This is a genomic window from Frankia sp. CpI1-P (assembly GCF_001421075.1).
Classification (GTDB): Bacteria; Actinomycetota; Actinomycetes; order Frankiales; family Frankiaceae; genus Frankia; species Frankia torreyi.
Map to the genome: position 1 here is coordinate 73,020 of NZ_LJJX01000025.1, position 17,354 is coordinate 90,373.

General features: G+C 72.7%; 16 protein-coding genes and 9 pseudogenes. 7 read left to right on the forward strand and 18 right to left on the reverse strand.

Annotated features, from left to right (window positions below; genetic code table 11):
- The first annotated feature begins 21 nt into the window (after positions 1–21).
- The 3 genes and pseudogenes from FF86_RS34280 to FF86_RS50985 form a co-directional block, all read left to right on the forward strand.
- Positions 22–189, forward strand: coding sequence for a hypothetical protein (locus FF86_RS34280; protein ID WP_157866958.1), 168 nt, complete (start codon positions 22–24; stop codon positions 187–189).
- Between the two features lie 221 nt (positions 190–410).
- The gene (locus FF86_RS17460; RefSeq protein ID WP_095212215.1) at positions 411–1,301 is read left to right on the forward strand and encodes a universal stress protein; all 891 of its coding nucleotides are present in this window, start codon (positions 411–413) and stop codon (positions 1,299–1,301) included.
- 280 nt (positions 1,302–1,581) lie between these two features.
- Positions 1,582–1,758: pseudogene (locus tag FF86_RS50985) on the forward strand (serine/threonine protein kinase); the annotation flags it as partial.
- A gap of 338 nt (positions 1,759–2,096) precedes the next feature.
- Here FF86_RS50985 and FF86_RS50990 read toward each other — a convergent pair.
- The 6 genes and pseudogenes from FF86_RS50990 to FF86_RS51010 all read right to left on the reverse strand — a co-directional run.
- Positions 2,097–2,415: amidohydrolase family protein (locus FF86_RS50990; RefSeq protein WP_242418949.1), on the reverse strand; the 319-nt coding region annotated here is incomplete at its 5' end.
- Between the two features lies 1 nt (position 2,416).
- A pseudogene (locus tag FF86_RS50995) lies at positions 2,417–3,254 on the reverse strand (amidohydrolase family protein); the annotation flags it as partial.
- A gap of 1 nt (position 3,255) precedes the next feature.
- Positions 3,256–3,386: pseudogene (locus FF86_RS66870) on the reverse strand (amidohydrolase); the annotation flags it as partial.
- Positions 3,387–3,625: 239 nt separating this feature from the next.
- Positions 3,626–3,801, reverse strand: a 176-nt coding sequence (locus FF86_RS51000; RefSeq protein WP_242418962.1) for an SDR family oxidoreductase, incomplete at its 5' end; no start/stop codon positions are given.
- A gap of 1 nt (position 3,802) precedes the next feature.
- Positions 3,803–3,967: pseudogene (locus FF86_RS51005) on the reverse strand (SDR family oxidoreductase); the annotation flags it as partial.
- Position 3,968: 1 nt separating this feature from the next.
- A pseudogene (locus tag FF86_RS51010) lies at positions 3,969–4,423 on the reverse strand (SDR family NAD(P)-dependent oxidoreductase); the annotation flags it as partial.
- Positions 4,424–4,808: 385 nt separating this feature from the next.
- Between FF86_RS51010 and FF86_RS17475 the strand changes: the two are divergent.
- On the forward strand, positions 4,809–6,020 hold the full coding sequence (locus FF86_RS17475) for a CaiB/BaiF CoA-transferase family protein (protein ID WP_044885796.1): 1,212 nt from the start codon (positions 4,809–4,811) through the stop codon (positions 6,018–6,020).
- Between the two features lie 180 nt (positions 6,021–6,200).
- On the opposite strand, the gene FF86_RS17480 is transcribed toward FF86_RS17475, so the two are convergent.
- The 8 genes and pseudogenes from FF86_RS17480 to FF86_RS51030 form a co-directional block, all read right to left on the reverse strand.
- Positions 6,201–6,796: SDR family NAD(P)-dependent oxidoreductase (locus FF86_RS17480; RefSeq protein ID WP_242418950.1), on the reverse strand; the 596-nt coding region annotated here is incomplete at its 5' end.
- 1 nt (position 6,797) lies between these two features.
- A pseudogene (locus tag FF86_RS51015) lies at positions 6,798–7,019 on the reverse strand (SDR family NAD(P)-dependent oxidoreductase); the annotation flags it as partial.
- 55 nt (positions 7,020–7,074) lie between these two features.
- A partial coding sequence (locus FF86_RS17485) for an amidohydrolase family protein (protein ID WP_242418951.1) occupies positions 7,075–8,000 on the reverse strand: 926 nt, incomplete at its 5' end.
- A 1-nt stretch (position 8,001) separates the two neighbouring features.
- Positions 8,002–8,361: pseudogene (locus FF86_RS51020) on the reverse strand (amidohydrolase); the annotation flags it as partial.
- A gap of 54 nt (positions 8,362–8,415) precedes the next feature.
- Positions 8,416–9,291 (reverse strand): pantoate--beta-alanine ligase, encoded by an 876-nt coding sequence (locus FF86_RS17490; protein WP_044885799.1) that lies wholly within the window; start codon positions 9,289–9,291, stop codon positions 8,416–8,418.
- A 243-nt stretch (positions 9,292–9,534) separates the two neighbouring features.
- Positions 9,535–10,431, reverse strand: a complete 897-nt coding sequence (locus FF86_RS17495; protein WP_055407074.1) for an enoyl-CoA hydratase — start codon at positions 10,429–10,431, stop codon at positions 9,535–9,537.
- A partial coding sequence (locus FF86_RS51025; RefSeq protein WP_242418952.1) for a class I adenylate-forming enzyme family protein occupies positions 10,428–11,025 on the reverse strand: 598 nt, incomplete at its 5' end. The genes FF86_RS51025 and FF86_RS17495, both read right to left, overlap by 4 nt.
- Position 11,026: 1 nt before the next feature.
- Positions 11,027–12,068: pseudogene (locus FF86_RS51030) on the reverse strand (AMP-binding protein); the annotation flags it as partial.
- Between the two features lie 39 nt (positions 12,069–12,107).
- On the opposite strand from FF86_RS51030, the gene FF86_RS17505 reads away from it, so the two are divergent.
- The 3 genes and pseudogenes from FF86_RS17505 to FF86_RS17510 all read left to right on the forward strand — a co-directional run.
- Positions 12,108–12,661 (forward strand): cysteine hydrolase (locus FF86_RS17505; protein ID WP_396229924.1); only part of this gene is annotated, 554 nt, incomplete at its 3' end.
- 1 nt (position 12,662) lies between these two features.
- A pseudogene (locus FF86_RS63705) lies at positions 12,663–12,755 on the forward strand (cysteine hydrolase); the annotation flags it as partial.
- Positions 12,756–12,996: 241 nt separating this feature from the next.
- Complete coding sequence (locus FF86_RS17510; protein ID WP_044885802.1) at positions 12,997–13,992, forward strand: VOC family protein; 996 nt, start codon at positions 12,997–12,999, stop codon at positions 13,990–13,992.
- 36 nt (positions 13,993–14,028) lie between these two features.
- Here FF86_RS17510 and FF86_RS17515 read toward each other — a convergent pair whose 3' ends face one another.
- The 4 genes from FF86_RS17515 to FF86_RS51035 form a co-directional block, all read right to left on the reverse strand.
- Entirely contained in the window at positions 14,029–14,655 is a 627-nt protein-coding gene (locus FF86_RS17515; protein ID WP_236705797.1) for a TetR/AcrR family transcriptional regulator, read from the reverse strand.
- Between the two features lie 78 nt (positions 14,656–14,733).
- Positions 14,734–15,480, reverse strand: a 747-nt coding sequence (locus FF86_RS17520) for an acyl-CoA dehydrogenase family protein (protein ID WP_242418953.1), incomplete at its 5' end; no start/stop codon positions are given.
- 257 nt (positions 15,481–15,737) lie between these two features.
- Entirely contained in the window at positions 15,738–16,961 is a 1,224-nt protein-coding gene (locus FF86_RS17525) for an acyl-CoA dehydrogenase family protein (RefSeq protein ID WP_082121950.1), read from the reverse strand.
- Positions 16,958–17,353: enoyl-CoA hydratase/isomerase family protein (locus FF86_RS51035; protein ID WP_242418954.1), on the reverse strand; the 396-nt coding region annotated here is incomplete at its 5' end. The genes FF86_RS17525 and FF86_RS51035, both read right to left, overlap by 4 nt.
- Position 17,354: the final 1 nt, after the last annotated feature.

The window sequence follows — 17,354 nt, forward strand, 5'->3', positions numbered from 1 at the left end:
GGGGCTGTGCCCGTGAAGTGGATGACCCCACAGAGGTATCTGATCGAGGAAGCGGTCGTCCGGACCGTTCCCGACCGCCCGTCCCGGGTCCTTCGGGTGACCCGTGACGGGCATGAGGTCGAGCGTTATGCCTCCTGGATCGACCTGATGGTCGCCCTGGACGTCCACCGGATGGTCGAGCTCGACTGACGAGGTCGACTGACGAGGTCGGCGGACGAGGGCGACGGACGAGGGCGATCGACGAGCTCGCCNCCGTCGGCGCCGCGGGCCTGTGACGAACGTCCCGAAAATCCCCTACCAACGCCGCGCGATCTCTGTTCGAAAGTCGGTCGTCCGCACGGCCGCCAATCGCGACAGTCAGTGCAGGAAGCAACCGGCTGCCCGGTGGGGCGAGGATGCGGGAGGCGCAGATGAGGACCGGAACCATTCTTGTCGGAGTCGACGGTTCGGCGGGATCCGAGAGCGCATTGCGGTGGGCCGTGCGGGAGGCGCGGCTGCGGCCCGGACCGGTCACGGCCGTGTTCGGCTGGACGGCGGAGGGTCCGCGCGGCGTGTACCGCGCCGCCCCCCACGCCGACCACGACGCGCTGGCCCGGGCCGCGGCGGCGGTCCTCGACCGGGCCGTCGTGGACGTGGTCGGCCAGGACGGGCGGGTCGGCCAGGACGGGCGGGGCGCGGTAGGTCAGCTGGTCGTCGAGGCCGACCCGGTCGAAGCACTGATCAAGAACGCGGGCACGGCCGAGATGATCGTGGTGGGGGCGCGGGGGCACGGGCCGGTGCACCGGATGCTGGCCGGCTCGATCAGTCAGGGCGTCGTGCACCACGCGCCGGTGCCGGTCGTGGTGACACGCGGATCCGTCCCCGCGGTCGAGGAGCGCGACAGCCGGCCGGTGGTCGTCGGGGTCGACGGCTCGCCGTCCTCGCTCGCCGCCCTGACCTGGGCCGCGGTCGAGGCCGAGGCGCGCGGCGTCCAGCTGCGGGTGGTGCACGCCTGGGGCAGCGGCAACGTCGTGGGCCCGGCCCTGATCGCCTCCTGGCAGCAGTCGCTGGTGGGACAGGCGCAGCGCACCCTCGACGCGGCGGTGGCCGACGGCGTGGGGGAGAGGGCGAACGTCGACGCGGTCGTCACGGGCGACCTGCCGGCCCAGGCCCTGCTGCGGGAGTCCGGCGACGCCCAGCTCCTCGTCGTCGGCAGCCGGGGTCGGGGCGGCTTCGCCGAGCTGGTCCTCGGCTCGGTGAGCCACCAGTGCGTCCTGCACGCCGCCTGCCCGGTCGCGGTCGTGCGCACCGGCCCGCGGTAACACGGTCGATCGGGCCAGGACCGACTTCGGCCGCCTCGACATCCTGGCCAACAACGCCGGTCTCGGGCGGCTACGTCTCGCAGCTGTGATCCCGTGACCGCAGGATCCCGTGACCGCAGCCTGGGCTGCGGCCGTCTCCGAGTCTTCCCGCGTGTCTCGGCGAACAGCGAGGTGAGTGTCTGGGCCTCGTCATGAGGACCGAGGACGGTAAGATCCTGCGCGAGATCATCGGCCGTGGCGACCGTTTGCGGATGCTCCTCTCCGAGCACGTCCTCGCAGCAAGCTGATCCGCCCGGATCTCGCCCAGCTGGCCGGGTTTCGCCGCCGGTTCAAGCACGAGGCGGACAGCGCCCGCCGCGTCGCGCGATTCTGCACGGCGGCGGTCCTCGACGTCGACACCACCGCCGACCCGCCGTATCTGGTCACCGAGTACGTCGACGGCCCGACCCTGGCCGAGNCGGTCGGTGGGCGGGGTCCTCATCTACGCCGGAACCGGCCGCTATCCGTGTTCAGCCGATCGGAGTGCGTCCCTTGCCGTCCAGCGGGACCGACGGCCACACGGAACGCCGGATCCGGTGCGGCCGACGAAGCCGAACCTTCGGGTGCAGCACCCCTGCCGGCACCGAAACATACGGCCGGATCGAAAGGGGAGAGCACTTTCAGCGGTCACCCGTGAGGCGCTCGGTCAGGTCAGCGGTTCGGATTCCGCCCCCGCCACCGTNCAGGCCTTGCAGGTGGACGCGCGGGCCGGCCGGGGCCGACCCGCGCGGATGGTGGGGGCACCTGCAGGTGGGACTACTGGCCTGCGCCCGTGGCGGCCACCGAGCCCAGCAGCGAGGCGTTGCCGGAGTCGGCCTCCGCCTTGCGGCGGCCCATGCTCTTGGGCTCGATGTCGACGTCGGCCGCCTCGGCGCGCAGCGCGGCGACGGTGGACTTCTCCCTCGGCCGGATGGCGAAGGGGTCGAACGAGAACGCCCGCATCGCGTTCTCGTGGGTGATCTTGTTGATGTCGGCGTCCGAGACCCCGGCGAGGTCCTTGAACAGCTTCTCGGGACCGTGCGGCCAGGTGGAGTCCGAGTGCGGGTAGTCCAGCTCCCACATGATCTTGTCGATGNCGACCTGGTCGCGCAGCTTCACGCCCACCGGGTCGTCGATGAAGCAGGTCCAGATGTGGTCGTAGAAGACCTGGCTGGGCAGCCGGCCGCCGAGGTCGGTGAACGTCCACGCGTGGTGGTGCTGGTAGACGTAGTCGGCGCGCTCGAGGGCGTAGGGCAGCCAGCCGATGCCGCCTTCGGACAGGGCCATCTGCAGGTTCGGGATCCGCTTGAAGATCCCGGAGAAGACCAGGTCGGTGACCGCCATCAGGCTGTTCACCGGGGTCAGGGCGATCATGACCTCCGGCGGGGCGTCCGGGGCGGTGATGTTCATCGACGACGACGAGCCGATGTGGATGTTGACGACCACGTTGTTGTCCGCGCAGGCGCGCAGGAACGGGTCCCAGTACTCGGTGTGGTAGCTCGGCAGGCCCAGCTTGGTCGGGTTCTCCGAGAAGGTCACCGCGTGGGCGCCCTTCGCCGCGACCCGGCGGATCTCCTCGGCGGCGAGCTCGGGGTCCCACAGGACGGGCAGGGTGATCGGGATCAGCCGGTCCGGGTGGGAGCCGGCCCACTCGTCGATGTGCCAGTCGTTGTAGGCGCGCACGCTGGCCAGCGCGAGGTCCTTGTCCTTCGCGCGCAGGAAGAGCTGGCCGCAGAAGTGCGGGAAGGTGGGGAAGTTGATGCCCGCGAGCACGCCGCCGGCGCTCATGTCCCGCACGCGCTCGTCGGCGTCATAGCAGCCGGGGCGCATCTGGGCGTACTCGGTCGGGTCGAGCCCGTACTCCTCCGGGGGACAGCCGGCGACGGCGTTGAGGCCGACGTTCGGGGCGAAGCCGTCCTCGAACGCCCACAGGTCNCCGCCGTTGGGGCCCTTGACGATGTGCGGAGCCCGGTCCTTGTACTTCGCGGGGATGTGCGCGTCGAACATCGTGGGCGGCTCCACGACGTGGTCGTCGACGCTGATCAGGATAAGGTCTTCGACCTGCATGACACTCCTTGACGCTTACAGAGGACGGAGGAACGCACCGGATTTCTCCCTGCTCCTCGTCGGTGAACGTGACGCAGCTCTATGAGCTGTAACACTACTAAGACTACCGTCAGGATGGAAGCGTTGTCGGCGATGGAAGCGTTGTCGGCGATGGGAGCGCTCCCGGCGATGGGAGCGCTGTCGGCGAGGGGAGGGGTGCCGGCCTCGGACCGGCTGCGGCGATCCGATCCCGGCGCGGATCAGAACGCCGAGCGGTGATGGCCGCCGTCGACCTCGATCCAGTTGCCGGTGACGTAGCCGGCCTGCTCCGAGCACAGGTAGACGATCATCGAGGCGATCTCGTCCGGACGGCCGAGGCGCGCGGCGGGCACCCGCGCGTTGGTGCGCATCCATTCGCGGCGGGCCTGCTCGTCGTNCACGCCGACGTTGGCGTCCATGTAGGCGATCGCGTTGGCGGTCTCGATCCAGCCCGGCGCGACCGTGTTCACGGTGATGCCGTAGCGGGCGTACTCGTCGGAGACGGTCTTGAGCAGGCCGATCGTCGACGGGCGGGTGGCGTTGGCGATGGCGTGGTGGATCGCNCCCACCGGCTCCTTGGCGGTCGCCGAGCCGATGTGGACGAAGCGCCCCCAGCCGGCCTCGCGCATCCCGGGCAGCACGGCGTGCAGCAGGTAGACCTGGCTCATCGTGTAGCTGCGGAACGAGTCGACGTAGTGCTCGGGCTCGGTGATGTCCTCGAAGTCGCCCGGGATGTTGAAGACGGTCTGGCCGATCACGATCAGCGGCGGGCCGAACGTCGAGGTGACCTCGGCGACCGCCCGGTCGACGTCGGCGCGGTCGGTGAGGTCGGCCGGGACCCCGATCGCGGTGCCGCCGTCGGCCGTGATCTGCTCGACCGCCTCGTCGATGGCGGTCTTCGTCCGGGCGACGATCGCCACCTTGCAGCCTTCGGCGGCGAGCAGGCGGGCGGCCTCGCGGCCCATCCCCTTGCTCCCGCCGGTTAAGAAGACGACCTTGCCGGCGATGCCGAGATCCATGCGTTGTGCCTCCTGGGCGTGAGTGCCCGCTCGCTCGCCGGCCTGCGGCCGGGGCGTCGGGTGGTCAAGCGGGGAACGTCGGTCGGCTCCGGGGCCCGCGCCTCGCCGCGGGGATCGCGGCGGGGAACGAGGTGTGGTCAAGCCGGCAGCCGCGATGTAGAACACAATTCTAGGAACGTCCTGGCGGGAGCGTCAACGCATCGGCGGCGCCNCCACGCGGGGCGTGGGCGGCCGAACCGCCCCCGTGCCGGGCTGGCGCGGGGGAAACTTGATGATTCCGTCAAGTTCTGGTCGCCCCGACGGACTGACGAGGTGATCCCGATCTTGGTGATCATCGTGGGGTGCGGCCGGCAGGCCGACCATAGGGAGACCAGGTGTTGATCTTATGACGTTTCCGCTCACGGGTATCAAGGTGCTGGAGTTCTCCGAGCACGGTTTCGTGCCGTCCGCCGCGGCGGCGCTGGCCGACTTCGGCGCGGACGTCGTCAAGCTGGAACGGCCCACCGGCGATCCGATGCGCCAGATCCACGCCAACCGCCTCGTTCCCGAGGCCGATGGCGAGGAGTTCATGTTCGAGCTGGTCAACCGCAACAAGCGGGGCGTCGCGCTCGACGTGGAGACGGCGGCCGGCCGGGCCGTGTTCGAACGGCTCGTCCGCTGGGCGGACGTCTACATCACCAACCAGTTGCCCCGGGTGCGGCGCAAGCTGCGCACCGAGCCCGCGGACCTGCTGGCGATCAACCCGAAGCTCGTCGTGGCCAAGGGCCACGGCCAGGGCCAGGCCGGCCCGGACGCCGAGGCCGGCGGCTACGACGGGGTCTCCTACTGGGCCCGCGGCGGCGTCGCCCACGTCCTCACCGCGCCGGACGCGCCGGAGCCGACGATGCAGCGCCCAGCCCTCGGCGACGTGCCGACGGGCATGTACCTCGCCGGCGCGGTCTGCGCCGGCCTCGTCCACGTCCTGCGCACCGGCAAGGGCGTCGTCGTCGACACCGCCCTGCTCAACGGCGCGACCTGGACGATGGGCCCCGACCTCGCCTACAGCTCGCTGACCGGCCGCCAGATGCAGATGACCGGCGGCGGCCCGCGCAGCCCCCTGGTCAACACCTACCGCACCGGCGACGGCCGCTTCGTCAACCTCGTGATGCTCGACGAGGCCCGCTACTGGGCGCCCGCCTGCACCGCCGTCGGCCTGCCCGAGCTGATCGACGCCTACCCGGACGCCGCGTCGCGCCGGTCCGCCTGGGGCGAGCTGGGCGACCGGTTCCGGGCGGCGATCGGCGCGCTCACCCGCGCCGAGTTCGACGCCCGGCTGCGGGAGCAGGACTGCATCTTCTCGTTCTACGCGGTGCCGGAGGAGGTCGTCGGCGACCCGGCCGTCGTCGACAACGGCTACCTCATGGCCCATCCGACCCGCCCCGGGCTGCGTCTGCCCGGCGCGCCGGCCCAGTTCGACGACGCGCATCCGGTGATGCGCCTGGCCGCGCCGGCGCTCGGCGAGCACTCCCGCGAGGTGCTGCGCGAGCTCGGCTACGACGCCGAGGAGATCGACCGGCTGGTCAAGGACGGCGTGCTCGGCAGCCCGCCGCCCGCCTGAGCGTCCCGCCCGGCTGAGTCGCCGCCCGGCTGAGTCGCCGCCTGCCGCCCGGCGGATGCGTGGGAGCGGGCCTTCCTGTCTCGTCCACAGGGTTGCACGTCCGAGATATCCCTGTGGAGGAGACAGCTGGCGCCGCTCCCACGCGCACCGTCCGCGGGGCGCGGGGCGCGGGGGCGCGGACTAGCCGGCGACCGGCTCGTTCGGGACGACGCGGGGGACGACCGGCTGGTGGCTGGTCGCGCCGCCGTCGACGGTGAGCTGGGTGCCGGTGACGTACTTCGACTCGTCGGCGGCCAGGTAGACCGCGGCCGCGGCGATGTCGGCGGGTTCGCCGAGCCGCGGCAGCGACAGCATGCTGCGGATGACGTGCATGTACTCCTCGTCGGCGAGCAGCTTGCGCATGGTGTCGCCGTCGGTGTTGATGAACCCGACGATGATCGCGTTGGCGCGGATGGAGTCCGGGCCGTAGTCGACCGACATCTGCCGGGTCAGCGAGTTGATCGCGCCCTTGGACGCCTGGTAGGCGGGTCGGGAGCGCACGGACAGGATGCTCGACGACGCCGAGATGTTGATGATCGAGCCGCCGCCCGCCGCGCGCATGTGCGGGATCGCGTACTTGCTGGCCCACAGCGTCCCGTACAGCGCGGTGCGGACGGTGTAGTCGAAGTCCTCGTTGGTGATCTCGTCGACGTGGTTGTCGACGCCGCTGATCGTCACGTCCGTCGCCGCCGCGTTGTTCACCAGCACGGTGACCGGGCCGTAGGCGTCGACGGTTGNGGCGATGGCGCCCGCGACGTCGGACTCGATCTGGTTGTCGGCGCGCACGAACGTCGCGGTGCCGCCGGCGTCGCGTAACTCCTTCTCCAGCGCGGTGCCGGTGGACTCGTTGCGGCCGGTGAACGCCACCGATGCGCCCTCGTCGACGAACATCCGCACGATCCCGGCGCCGATGCCGGCGGTACCGCCGGTGACCAGCGCGACCTTGCCCTGAAGCCTCATGTGCCGTCCTCTCGGTGCGACCGGTACGACCGGGTCTGCTGCTGGTGCGGGCCGCTCATCCCTTGCCCGCGGCCTGCACGGCGATCGCGGCGAGCTCTCCCGGGGTGCTGCCGCGGTGCTCGCGCAGGATGTGCCGCAGCGTCAGGTCGACGTCGGCGCCCTCGGCCCGCAGCGCCGCGACGGTGGAACGCTCGCGCGGGCGGTGGGAGAAGGCGTCGAAGTCGAACGCCCGCAGCGCGTTGAGGTGCGTGATCGCGTTGACCTCGTCGTCGGGGATGCCGGCCAGCGAGCGGGCCAGCTCCTCGGGGCTGTTCGGCCAGGTCGAGTCGCCGTGCGGGTAGTCGCACTCCCACATGATCGTGTGCAGGCCGACCCGCTCCCGCAGCACGAGCCCGGCCGGGTCGTCGATGAAGCAGCTGTAGATCTGGTCGCGGAACAGCTCGCTGGGCAGCCGGTCGCCGAGCTCGGTGCCCGTCCACGCGCGGTGGTGGCGGTAGACGTAGTCGCAGCGCTCGAGGGTGTAGGGGATCCAGCCGATGCCGCCCTCGGACAGCGCGATCCGCAGGTCCGGGTAGCGGGGGAGCACGCCGGAGAACAGCAGGTCGGTCAGGGTCGACTGGGTGTTCATCGGGCTGAGCGCGATGGAGACCTCCATCGGCGCGTCCTCGGCGGTCACCGGCACCTGCGACGACGAGCCGATGTGCAGGCAGACGACGACGCCCGTCTCCGCGCAGGCCGCCCAGAACGGGTCCCAGGAGCGGTTGTGCAGGCTCGGCAGGCCGAGCTTCGCCGGGTTCTCCGAGAAGGTCACCGCGCGGCAGCCCTTCGCGGCCACCCGGCGGATCTCGTCGGCCATGAGCTCGGCGTCCCACAGCGGCATGACGGCCAGCGGGATGATCCGGCCGGGGTGGGCGCCGGCCCACTCGTCGATGTGCCAGTCGTTGTAGGCGCGCACGACGGCGAGCCCGAGCTCGCGGTCGGNGGTGGCCCGGGTCAGGAACTGGCCGCAGAACTGGGCGAAGGTCGGGAAGTTCAGGCTGGCCAGCACTCCGTTGACGTTCATGTCCCGGATGCGCTCGTCGATGTCGTGACATCCCGGCCGCATCTGGTCGAACCGGGTCGGGTCCAAGCCGTAGTCCTCCGGGCGCACGCCGGCGACCGCGTTGAGGCCGATGTTGGGGGTGATCTGCCCCTCGTAGGTCCAGATCTGGTTGCCGTCCGCGGTCTCGACGACGTGGGGCGCGCGGTCGCGATAGCGGGCGGGGATGTGCGCGTCGAACATGGTGGGCGGCTCGACGACGTGGTCGTCGACGCTGACGAGGATGAGGTCACCGACATCCATGGGGCGCTCCTGTCAGGGGGCGAGCAGGCGAGTGGGCGAGTGGGTGAGCGGCGGTCAGGCGGTGGGGACGGTGACGCCGATGTTGTCGACCAGCGGCGTGGTGCCGAAGCGGACCGAGGCGAGCAGGCGGACCTCGCCGTCGCTGGGGCCGCCGTCCGCGGCCGGGTCGAGGGTGTCCAGCGGGCGCAGCGTCGCCGCCTCGACGGCGACGATGTAGTCCGGGTCGGCGACCGGGCGCAGCCGGGCCAGGGCGACCTCGGCCGCGGCGCGGGCATCGCGTTCCCCGGCGGCGATCGCGTCGGCCGCGGCGGTCAGCGCGGCGTACAGCGCCGGCGCGGCGGCGCGCTGCTCGGGGGAGAGCTTGGTGTTGCGGCTGGAGATCGCCACCCCGTCGGGCTCCCGGCGGGTGGGGCAGCCGATGACCCGCGACGGCAGGTGCAGGTCCTCGGCCATCCGCTGGAACATCACCAGCTGCTGCCAGTCCTTCTCGCCGAAGAACGTCAGGCAGGGCCCCGCGATGTTGAGCAGGGTGGCGACCATCGTGACGAGCAGCTCCATGTGCTCGCCCTCGGGCATGCCGGTCAGGTGCCGCAGCATCCCCGGCATGGCCATGAAGGTGTTCGAGGGCCGCTGGTAGAGGTCGTGGCGCAGCGGGATGTAGAACACGTCTACACCGGCCGCCTCGAACAGCGCCTGGTCGTGGGCGAGGTCGCGGTTGTAGGCCTGCACGCCGCCGGAGGCCCATTCCAGCTTCAGCGCGCCGTTCCAGAACACCGCGACGACGTCGCACTCCTTCTTCGCCTCTTCGACCAGGGAGATGTGCCCGGAGTGGGTGCCGCCGCTGGTGCCGACCATGGCGACCCGTCGCCCGGCCGCCCGCTCGGCGTCGAGCAGCTCGCGGACCTCGGCATGCTTCTCAGTGGTGATCATGACGCGCTCCAGGGTCGAGGATCATCGCCGCTCTCTTCCGGGGAAAAGGGGGCGGGGAAAGATGGTGAGGGGATGTGATGACACTCACGGATCGCTGTCGCCGTGTCAAAGTACCGTTCAGAAAGCTGAACAAGCGTTCAGTCGGCGGACATGCGTGAGCCACCGCGTCGCGACTGCTCGCGAACGCGGTGGCTCAGACGGTGCTGTACGGCGGTGCTGTACGGCGGTGCCGGGCGGTGGGCGCTAAGGCCGGTTCTTGTCGGCTGGCAGGATCGCGGGGGCGTTGCGCCAGTCGTCCAGGCCGTACTCGGCGGTGCCGACGTACACCTTGCCGCCGGAGACCTCGCTCCAGTGCGCGTGGTTGAGCTGGTGCAGGGTGAAGGCGGAGTCGAGCGCCGAGCTGAAGCCCATCGCGTCCTGCGCCTGGTTGACCGACTCCTTGACCAGCAGCGCCGCCATCGTCGGGACCTTCGCGATCCGGGCGGCGAACTCCACCGTCCGCTCGGAGATCTCCGCGACCGGGAAGACCTTGCTGACCATGCCGAGCGCGTGCGCCTCGTCGGCGCCGAGGGAGTCGCCGGTGAGCAGCAGCTCCTTGGCCTTGCGCGGGCCGAACTCCCAGGGATGGGCGAAGTACTCCACCCCGCACATGCCCAGGCGGGTGCCGACGACGTCGGCGAACACGGTGTTGTCCGCGGCCACGATGAGGTCGCAGCACCAGGCCAGCATCAGCCCGGCGGACAGCACGTTGCCGTGCACCTGGGCGATGGTGATCTTGCGCAGGTTCCGCCAGCGCTTCGTGTTCTCGTAGTAGTAGTGCCACTCCTGGCGGGTGCGGTTCTCCGCGCCGCCGTAGGAGGCACCGTTGCACAGGAAGGTCGGGTGCAGATCGGGGCCGTCCGGGTCGCGCTCGGCGAGGCTCTCCGGGGTGCCGAGGTCGTGGCCCGCGGAGAACGACGCGCCGGCACCGCGCAGGATCACCACGCGCACGCCGTCGTCGGCCTCCGCCCGCGCGAACGCCTCCCCGAGCTCGACGAGCAGGCCCCGGTTCTGGGCGTTGCGCGCCTTCGGCCGGTTGAGGGTGATCCGGGCGATCCGGCCGTCGGCGAGCGTGTCGTAGTCGATGTAGCGGTAGGTCATGCACGCACCTCTCGCGGCGCCTCTCGCGGCGCGGCCGCCAGCCGGGCACGCAGCGCCTTCTTGTCGATCTTTCCGGTCGGCAGGACGGGCAGCTCGTCGACGATCACCGCGTACCGCGGCGACTTGTAGCGGGCGATCCGGGTGGCCACGTGCTCGCGCAGTTCGCCCGAGATGAGCTCGGCGCCTGCGCCACTCTCGGCACCGGGCGCGAGGACGACGACGGCGCACACGGCCTCGCCCCACCGCTCGTCGGGCACGCCGACCACGGCGCACTGCACGACGGCGGGATGGGTGAGCACGGCGTCCTCGACCTCCAGGGAGTAGATGTTCTCCCCGCCGCTGATGATGACGTCCTTCTTGCGGTCGACGAGGTGCAGCAGGCCCTCTTCGTCGAAGACGCCGACGTCGCCGGTGTGGCACCAGCCGTCGGCCAGGGTCACGCCGGTGGTCGCCGAGTCGTTCCAGTAGCCGCGGAACATCGCCGGGGAGGCCACGACGATCTCGCCGGGCACGCCGGGCGGGCACTCGACGCCGTCGTCGTCGAGGATGCGGATCTCGGTGTCCGGGTAGGGGAAGCCGACGGAGGTGAGCCGGNGGTCCCGGTCCGGCCCCGAGCCGCGGTGCAGCTCGCGGGGCAGCCCGGAGGTGATCACCTCGGTCTGGCCGTACAGGTTGAGGAAGCCGGTGTCCGGCATGGCGGCGAGCGCCGCAGCCAGCGTCGGCGCCGTGATGGGCGCGGCCGAGTAGACGATGGAGCGCACCCCGCGCAGCGCCCCCACCGGCGCCGGGTCGGCCACCCCTGGCCCCGCCCCGGCCTCGGTCAGCACCGCCTGCAGCATGCTCGGCGCCAGGTGCAGCACGGTGATGCCGTCGGCCGGCACCGTGGCCAGCAGCGCCGCCGGCTCGAACTGCCGGTGCAGCACCGCGGTCCCGCCGCGAGCGTGCAGGCCGAAGGCCATCGCCATCGCGCCGATGTGGAACAGCGGCATCACCAGCAGGATCCGGTCGTCGCTGCCGGTGCGCATCTCGACGTTCATCGTCTGGCCGACGCGGAACATCTCCCGCTGGCCCATGATGCAGCCCTTCGGCCGGCCGGTGGTGCCGCTGGTGTAGATCAGGCAGGCGATGTCGTCGGGCCGGGCGGCGAACGGCAGCGCGTCGTCGAGCGCGGCGTCGCGGAACTCCGCCAGCCCCACGACCTCGCCGCCCGCGCTGCCCGCGGCCGGGTCGTCGAGGCGGACGACCAGCTCGAGGCCGAGCTCCGCGCGCAGCGCCGCCACGATCGGCAGGAACTCGGCGTCGACGAAGATCGCCCGAGGCTTCGCGTCGGTGAGGATCCGGGCGATCTCGGGCGCCGCGAGGCGGAAGTTGACGGTTGCGATGACGAGGCCGCTGAGCTGCCCGGCGGCCAGCACCTCGCCGAAGGCGATGCTGTTGCGACCGAGCAGGGCCACCCGGTCCTGGCGGCGCAGGCCGGCCCGGGCGAGGGCCGCCGCGATGGCCGTCGCGCGACGCAGCAGCTCACGATGGGTGACGCTGCGCCCCTCGTACAGGTAGGCGGGAACGTCGCCGAACCGCTCCGCATTGCGGTGCAGGATGTCGGCGAGGCAGGGATCCGGGATGTGTTTCGTCGGCACGGGCTACTCCGTCGAAGCTCCGAGCGTTAATGTTTGACGATGATGTCAAACAACGACACTCCGGGCAAGCGCCCCCCGCGGCCGATCGACCCCCGGACCAGCGCGGTCGTCCTGGTGGAGTGCCAGAACGGGGTGCTCGGCCCGGACTCCATGCTGCCGGCGCTCGCGGCCGACTCGGCCGACATCCGCGACGGCCTGCGCCGGCTGGTGACCGCCGCGCGGTCCGCCGGTGCGCTCGTCGTGCACGCCACGTTCGAGGGCTGGCTGGGTTCCACCGACCCCGGGACCGCGCCGCTGTGGCGGACCGCCGCCCAGAGCAGCAAGGACTGGGGCCCCGGCCACCCGGCCACCCAGGTCGTGCCCGACCTGCTCGACCCCACCGACCTGATCATCCCGCGCCACCACGGCCTGTCGCCGACCTGGGGCACCGAGCTGCTGCCGGTCCTGCGCGGGCACCGGGTGGACACGGTCGTCATCGCCGGCGTCTCGCTGAACGTCGCGATCCCGCTCGGGGTGGGGGAGGCCGTCCACGAGGGCTTCCGCGTCATCGTCCCGCGCGACGCGGCCGCGTCGACCCCGGCCGAGTACGGCGANCAGATTCTGGCGAACACCATCGCCATGCTCGCCCGCGTCACCACGGTCGACGACATCGCCGCCTCCTGGGCCGCCGCCACCGCCGCCGTCTGAGCTGCCGGGCTGTCTGAGCTGCCGGGCCGGGCTGACGCCGCGGGGCAGCCCGAGCCGGGTTCGGGACAAGTGTTGGCGGAAGTGTCAACTTTGGCTAGGGTCAGGCGGAGCCCGATGGCCGCGGTGCCGGGCCCGTGACGGTCCGCCGAGCGTCACCGCGTAGCCCTACCGAACGTGACCGCACCGCCGGACCGGCCGTGGTCCCCGCGGCCGATCCGGCTCCCCTTCCCGGAGGCGCCCCATGACCACCAGCACCGAGTCGACGGCGAGCGGCGCCCCGGCGCCGTCGCCGGCCGGCGACCCGGCCCAGTCGGCCCGCCCGGCCCACCACGCCCACGCCGTGCTCCACTGCAACCTCAACACCGTCGACGTCGACCGCTCCGCCGCCTTCCACCTGGCGCTGTTCGCCGGCGAGCCGCGGATGCGTTCGATCAGCACCGACGGCGACACCGCCACCATGGGCCTGGGCACCGGCACCGCCAGCGTCACCACGTTCCTCTACGACCTGCGCGGCCCGCGCTCGGCCCCCGCCGTCGAGCTGGTCGGCTGGACCAGGCCGCACACCACGCCCGCCACCGCCGACCAGCGGCCCACCGGGTTCTCGGCGCTGGGCTACCGCGTCGAGTCCCTGCGCATCATCACCGCGCGCCTGGAGGCCACCGGCGTCGAATTCACGCCGGTGCCCGAGGGCCTGGCGGTCCGCGGCGCCGTGCGCCCGGCGCTGCGGCTGACCGATCCCGACGGTGCCGTCATCGAGGTCGTCGAGATCCCCGCCGCCCCCGGCGACCCGCGCCGGCTGCCGCTGCTGTCCCACGAGCGGATGCGCTGCACCGACCTCGAGCGCACCATCGCCTGGTACACCGGGATCGGCTGGACGGTGCGCGACCGCGGCGAGAGCCCCGCGGGACCCACCGCGTCGCTGGTGCTGCCCGAGGACCCCACGTTCTCCCTGGAGTTCATCCAGCAGCCCGCGCCCGCCGGCGCCACGGCGACGCCGCCGGCCAACGTCCAGGGCCTGTACCGGATCGCGCTCGCGGTGGAGGACGTCCGCGAGGCGCACGCCTCGCTCGTCGCCGACGGCGCGCTCGGCGACGTCGACGACCCGGTGGTCATGCCGATGCCGGACACGCCGACCGGCGGCTTCACGGTGCTGTTCCTGCACGACCCGGACGGTGCCGTCGTCGAGTTCGTCGACCGCCCCCGCTCGGCGGTGCGCCGCCCCACCGAACCTGCCTGACCCCGGCGGCGGGCAGCCGGCCGGACGGGGGCCGGCTCAGCCGGGGTGGATCGTGGCGACGAGCAGGGCCGCGGCCTCGGCGATGATGTCGGCCTCGTCCATCCGGATTTCGGTGGCCCGGATCTTGTACCAGCAGCGGTCGAGCATCGCGAGCACGACCAGGCCGACCGCCTCCGGCGAGCCGGCGGGATCGCGCTGGCGGGCGTGCAGCAACTCGCCGAGCTTGCGGGCGACGCGGATCTGCGTGCGGTGGGAGTCGTTGCGGAAGGCCGCGTCCGTCGGCGCGGACAGCATCGCGGCCAGCGCGAAGGCCCCGTGCTGATCGAGATGGGTGAAGTAGAGCCGGATCCACTCCTCGACGGCGGCGGCCGGCCAGTCGTCGGGCACCGCGGTGAGCCGGGCGACGACGGCGAGGCTGGACTGGTATCCGGCCCGCCCGAGCTCGGCGAAGATCTCCCGCTTGTCCCGGAAGTAGGTGTAGAACCCGGCGCGCGAGATGCCGCACGCCTCGGTGATGTCGGCGACGCTGGTGCCCGCGTAACCGTGGCGCAGGAACAGCCCGCGGGCGGTGTCGACGATGACCTGACGGGTGCGCGCGGCGCGCGGTCCGAGGTCCGCCGCCGCGGCGGGGACGCGCTGTCGGGGGGTGTCGGACGGTTGCATGGCATTCATCTCGGCGCGTCGACCCTGCCGCCGTGGCCGGCGGCCGCACGGGGCGACCGCCGGCCACGGCGGCGGTGATCAGATCGCGACGACCGGTTCGAGCTCGGCGCCGGCGAGCAGCTCGGTGCCGAGCTGCTCGGCCAGGGTGCGGTGGTCGCCGAGCAGCAGGTCGAGCGCGGCGGTCCGGGCGACGAAGCGGTGCAGCTCGCTCTCCAGCGACAGCCCCATCGCGCCGCAGACCTGCACGGCATGGCGCATGACCTCGGCCTGGGCGAGCCCGGCCCGCAGCTTGACCAGCCGCGCCGCCCAGGCGCCGCCGTCGGCCTGCCCCGCGCTGCCCCAGGCCACCGTCAGCTCGGAGCGCAGCGACTCGACCGCCACGTGCGCCTCGGCGAGCCGGTGGCGCACGGCCTGGAAGGTCGCGATGGACCGGCCGTACTGGACCCGGGCCGAGGTGTGCGCGACCGCGATCGCGAGCGCCGCCTCGCAGCCACCGATGATCTCGGCGGCGAGCGCCCGGCGCCCGGCGGCCACCGCGCGGGTCCACGCGTCGCCGGCCGGGGTGGCGGGGCCCGCCGGTCCCGCCGGCGCCGCGGAGACGGTGAGCCAGCCCGCGGCGGTGTCGAAGCCGCGCACCGGCTGTGCGGCCGCCGCGACCAGGTCGGCCGGCAGGATCCGCAGCGTGGCGCCGGCGGTGTCGCCCGCGTCGGCCGGGTCGAGGGCGGTCGGGACGACGACCTCGGCGATGCCGTCGAGGCCGCCGAGCAGCAGCCCGGTCAGCGGCCCGCGCGGGTCGGCCGGGTGGTCGGAGTGCAGCGGGTAGAGNAGCGCCCGCGGGCCGGTCGCGGCGGGCAGACCGCCGGCGAGCTCGGCGAGCAGGACGTCGTCGAGGACGCGGGAGTGGGCCAGCGCCCGCCCGTGCTCGGTGAACAGCAGGGTGGTGGCGCGGGCCGGGTCGTCGGCGAGCACGTCGGCCCAGCCGAGCTCCGCCAGCGCCGCGGTGAGGTCGCCGCCCTCGGCGAGCACCTCGCGCAGGGAACCCGCCAGCAGCTCGGCGGTGGCGTCGTCGAGTCCCGGAGTGGTCACTTCGCCTCCTTCGGCAGGCCGAGGACGTGATCGGCGATGATCGTGCGCTGGACCTCGGCGGAGCCGCCGAGGATCGTCGCCGAGCGGGAGAACCACCACTCGTTGCGCCAGGCCCTGACCTCGTCCGTGGCCCCGAGGACGAACTCGGTGCCCAGCAGGTCGCGGGCGAGGTCGAACAGGGAGATCTCGACGGTGGCGAGCAGCACCTTGTCGACGCTGGCCTCGGGGCCGACCGTGTCGCCCGCGGCGAGCCGGCGCACGGTGCCGGCGCTGCGGGCGCGCAGCGCGATGATCTGCTCGTAGACGGAGCCCAGGCGCGCGGCCGAGCCGTCGGGCAGCCGGGCGCCGGCGGCGAGCCGGGTGGCGACCTGCCCGCGCAGGTCACGCAGCCGGCGCAGCGCGTCGGCGGCGCTGAGCCAGGCGTACATCGCCCGCTCCCACTGCAGCAGGTACATCGCGACGGCCCAGCCCTTGCCCTCGTCGCCCACGAGGTTGGACGCCGGGACCACGGCGTCGTCGAAGAACACCTCGGCGAGCTCGTTCTCGCCGCTGGCCAACGCGATCGGCCGGATGGTGACGCCCGGCGTGTCCGCGTCGAGCATGATCATGGACAGGCCGCGGTGGCGGGATTCCGGGGTGCCGGTGCGCACCAGGCACACCAGCCGGCTCGAGGTCGCGCCGTGGCTGGTCCACAGCTTCGACCCGGACAGGATGTAGGTGTCGCCCTCGCGCCGCGCGCGGCAGCGCAGCGACGCCAGGTCGCTGCCGGCCTCCGGCTCGGAGAAACCCTGCCCCCACCACTCCTCGCCGCGCAGGTAGGCCGGCAGGTAGGCGGCGGCGAGCTCGGGGGCGAAGTGCACCACCGGCGGCCCGAGGGTCTCCAGCATCAGGTGCGGCGCGGGGATCGGCAGCCCGGCGGCGGCGAGGCCGTCGTAGAGGACGGCGCGGTGGCGCTCGTCCCCGCCGAGCCCGCCGGCCGACTCCGGCCAGCCGTAGCGGTTCCAGCCGGCGCGGAACAGCACACCCATGAGCAGGCCGTGGTCGGCGATGCGCTCCTCGGTGTTCGGGTAGTGCCGCCCGCGCCACCGGTCCAGCGCCGGCTCGCTCGCCAGCCACGCGCGCAACCCGCGGGCGTAGGCGTCGAGGTCGTCGCGCAGGACCGCAGGATCGGTCACCGCCGCCTCGGCGGCCGTCGTGGTGGTGGCCGCCGTGGTGGTCATGAGGGGCGTCCCGCCGCGGCCGCGCGGGCCTTGGAACGCTCGAGGAAGCTGCGCACGAGCGCCTGGTGCTCGGGGGTGTCGAAGGAGGCGAACTCCTCGCCGAGGGCGTACTCCAGCACGCCGGCCACGGCCCGCTTGATGTGCATGTTCAGCGCCCGCTTGGTGCTCTGCACGGCCTGCGGCGGCTGGGCGGCGAGCTTGTCGGCGACCTTCAGCGCCTCGTCGAGCAGCTCCGCGTCGGGCACCACCCGGTTGGCCAGGCCCAGCGAGACGGCCTGGTGGGCGGGGATGCGCTCGGAGGTCAGCAGGTACTCCTTGGCGCGCAGCATGCCCATGAGCAGCGGCCAGGTCGGCGCGCCGCCGTCGGCCGCGGTCAGCCCGACGCCCACGTGN

Excerpts from the sequence above, each read along its gene's own strand:
- FF86_RS34280 (WP_157866958.1), top strand. The coding sequence starts at position 22 with ATGACCCCACAGAGGTATCTGATCGAGGAAGCGGTCGTCCGGACCGTT.
- FF86_RS17460 (WP_095212215.1), top strand. The coding sequence starts at position 411 with ATGAGGACCGGAACCATTCTTGTCGGAGTCGACGGTTCGGCGGGATCC.
- FF86_RS17475 (WP_044885796.1), top strand. The coding sequence starts at position 4,809 with ATGACGTTTCCGCTCACGGGTATCAAGGTGCTGGAGTTCTCCGAGCAC.
- FF86_RS17490 (WP_044885799.1), bottom strand. The coding sequence starts at position 9,291 with ATGATCACCACTGAGAAGCATGCCGAGGTCCGCGAGCTGCTCGACGCC.
- FF86_RS17495 (WP_055407074.1), bottom strand. The coding sequence starts at position 10,431 with ATGACCTACCGCTACATCGACTACGACACGCTCGCCGACGGCCGGATC.
- FF86_RS17510 (WP_044885802.1), top strand. The coding sequence starts at position 12,997 with ATGACCACCAGCACCGAGTCGACGGCGAGCGGCGCCCCGGCGCCGTCG.
- FF86_RS17515 (WP_236705797.1), bottom strand. The coding sequence starts at position 14,655 with ATGCAACCGTCCGACACCCCCCGACAGCGCGTCCCCGCCGCGGCGGCG.
- FF86_RS17525 (WP_082121950.1), bottom strand. The coding sequence starts at position 16,961 with ATGACCACCACGGCGGCCACCACCACGACGGCCGCCGAGGCGGCGGTG.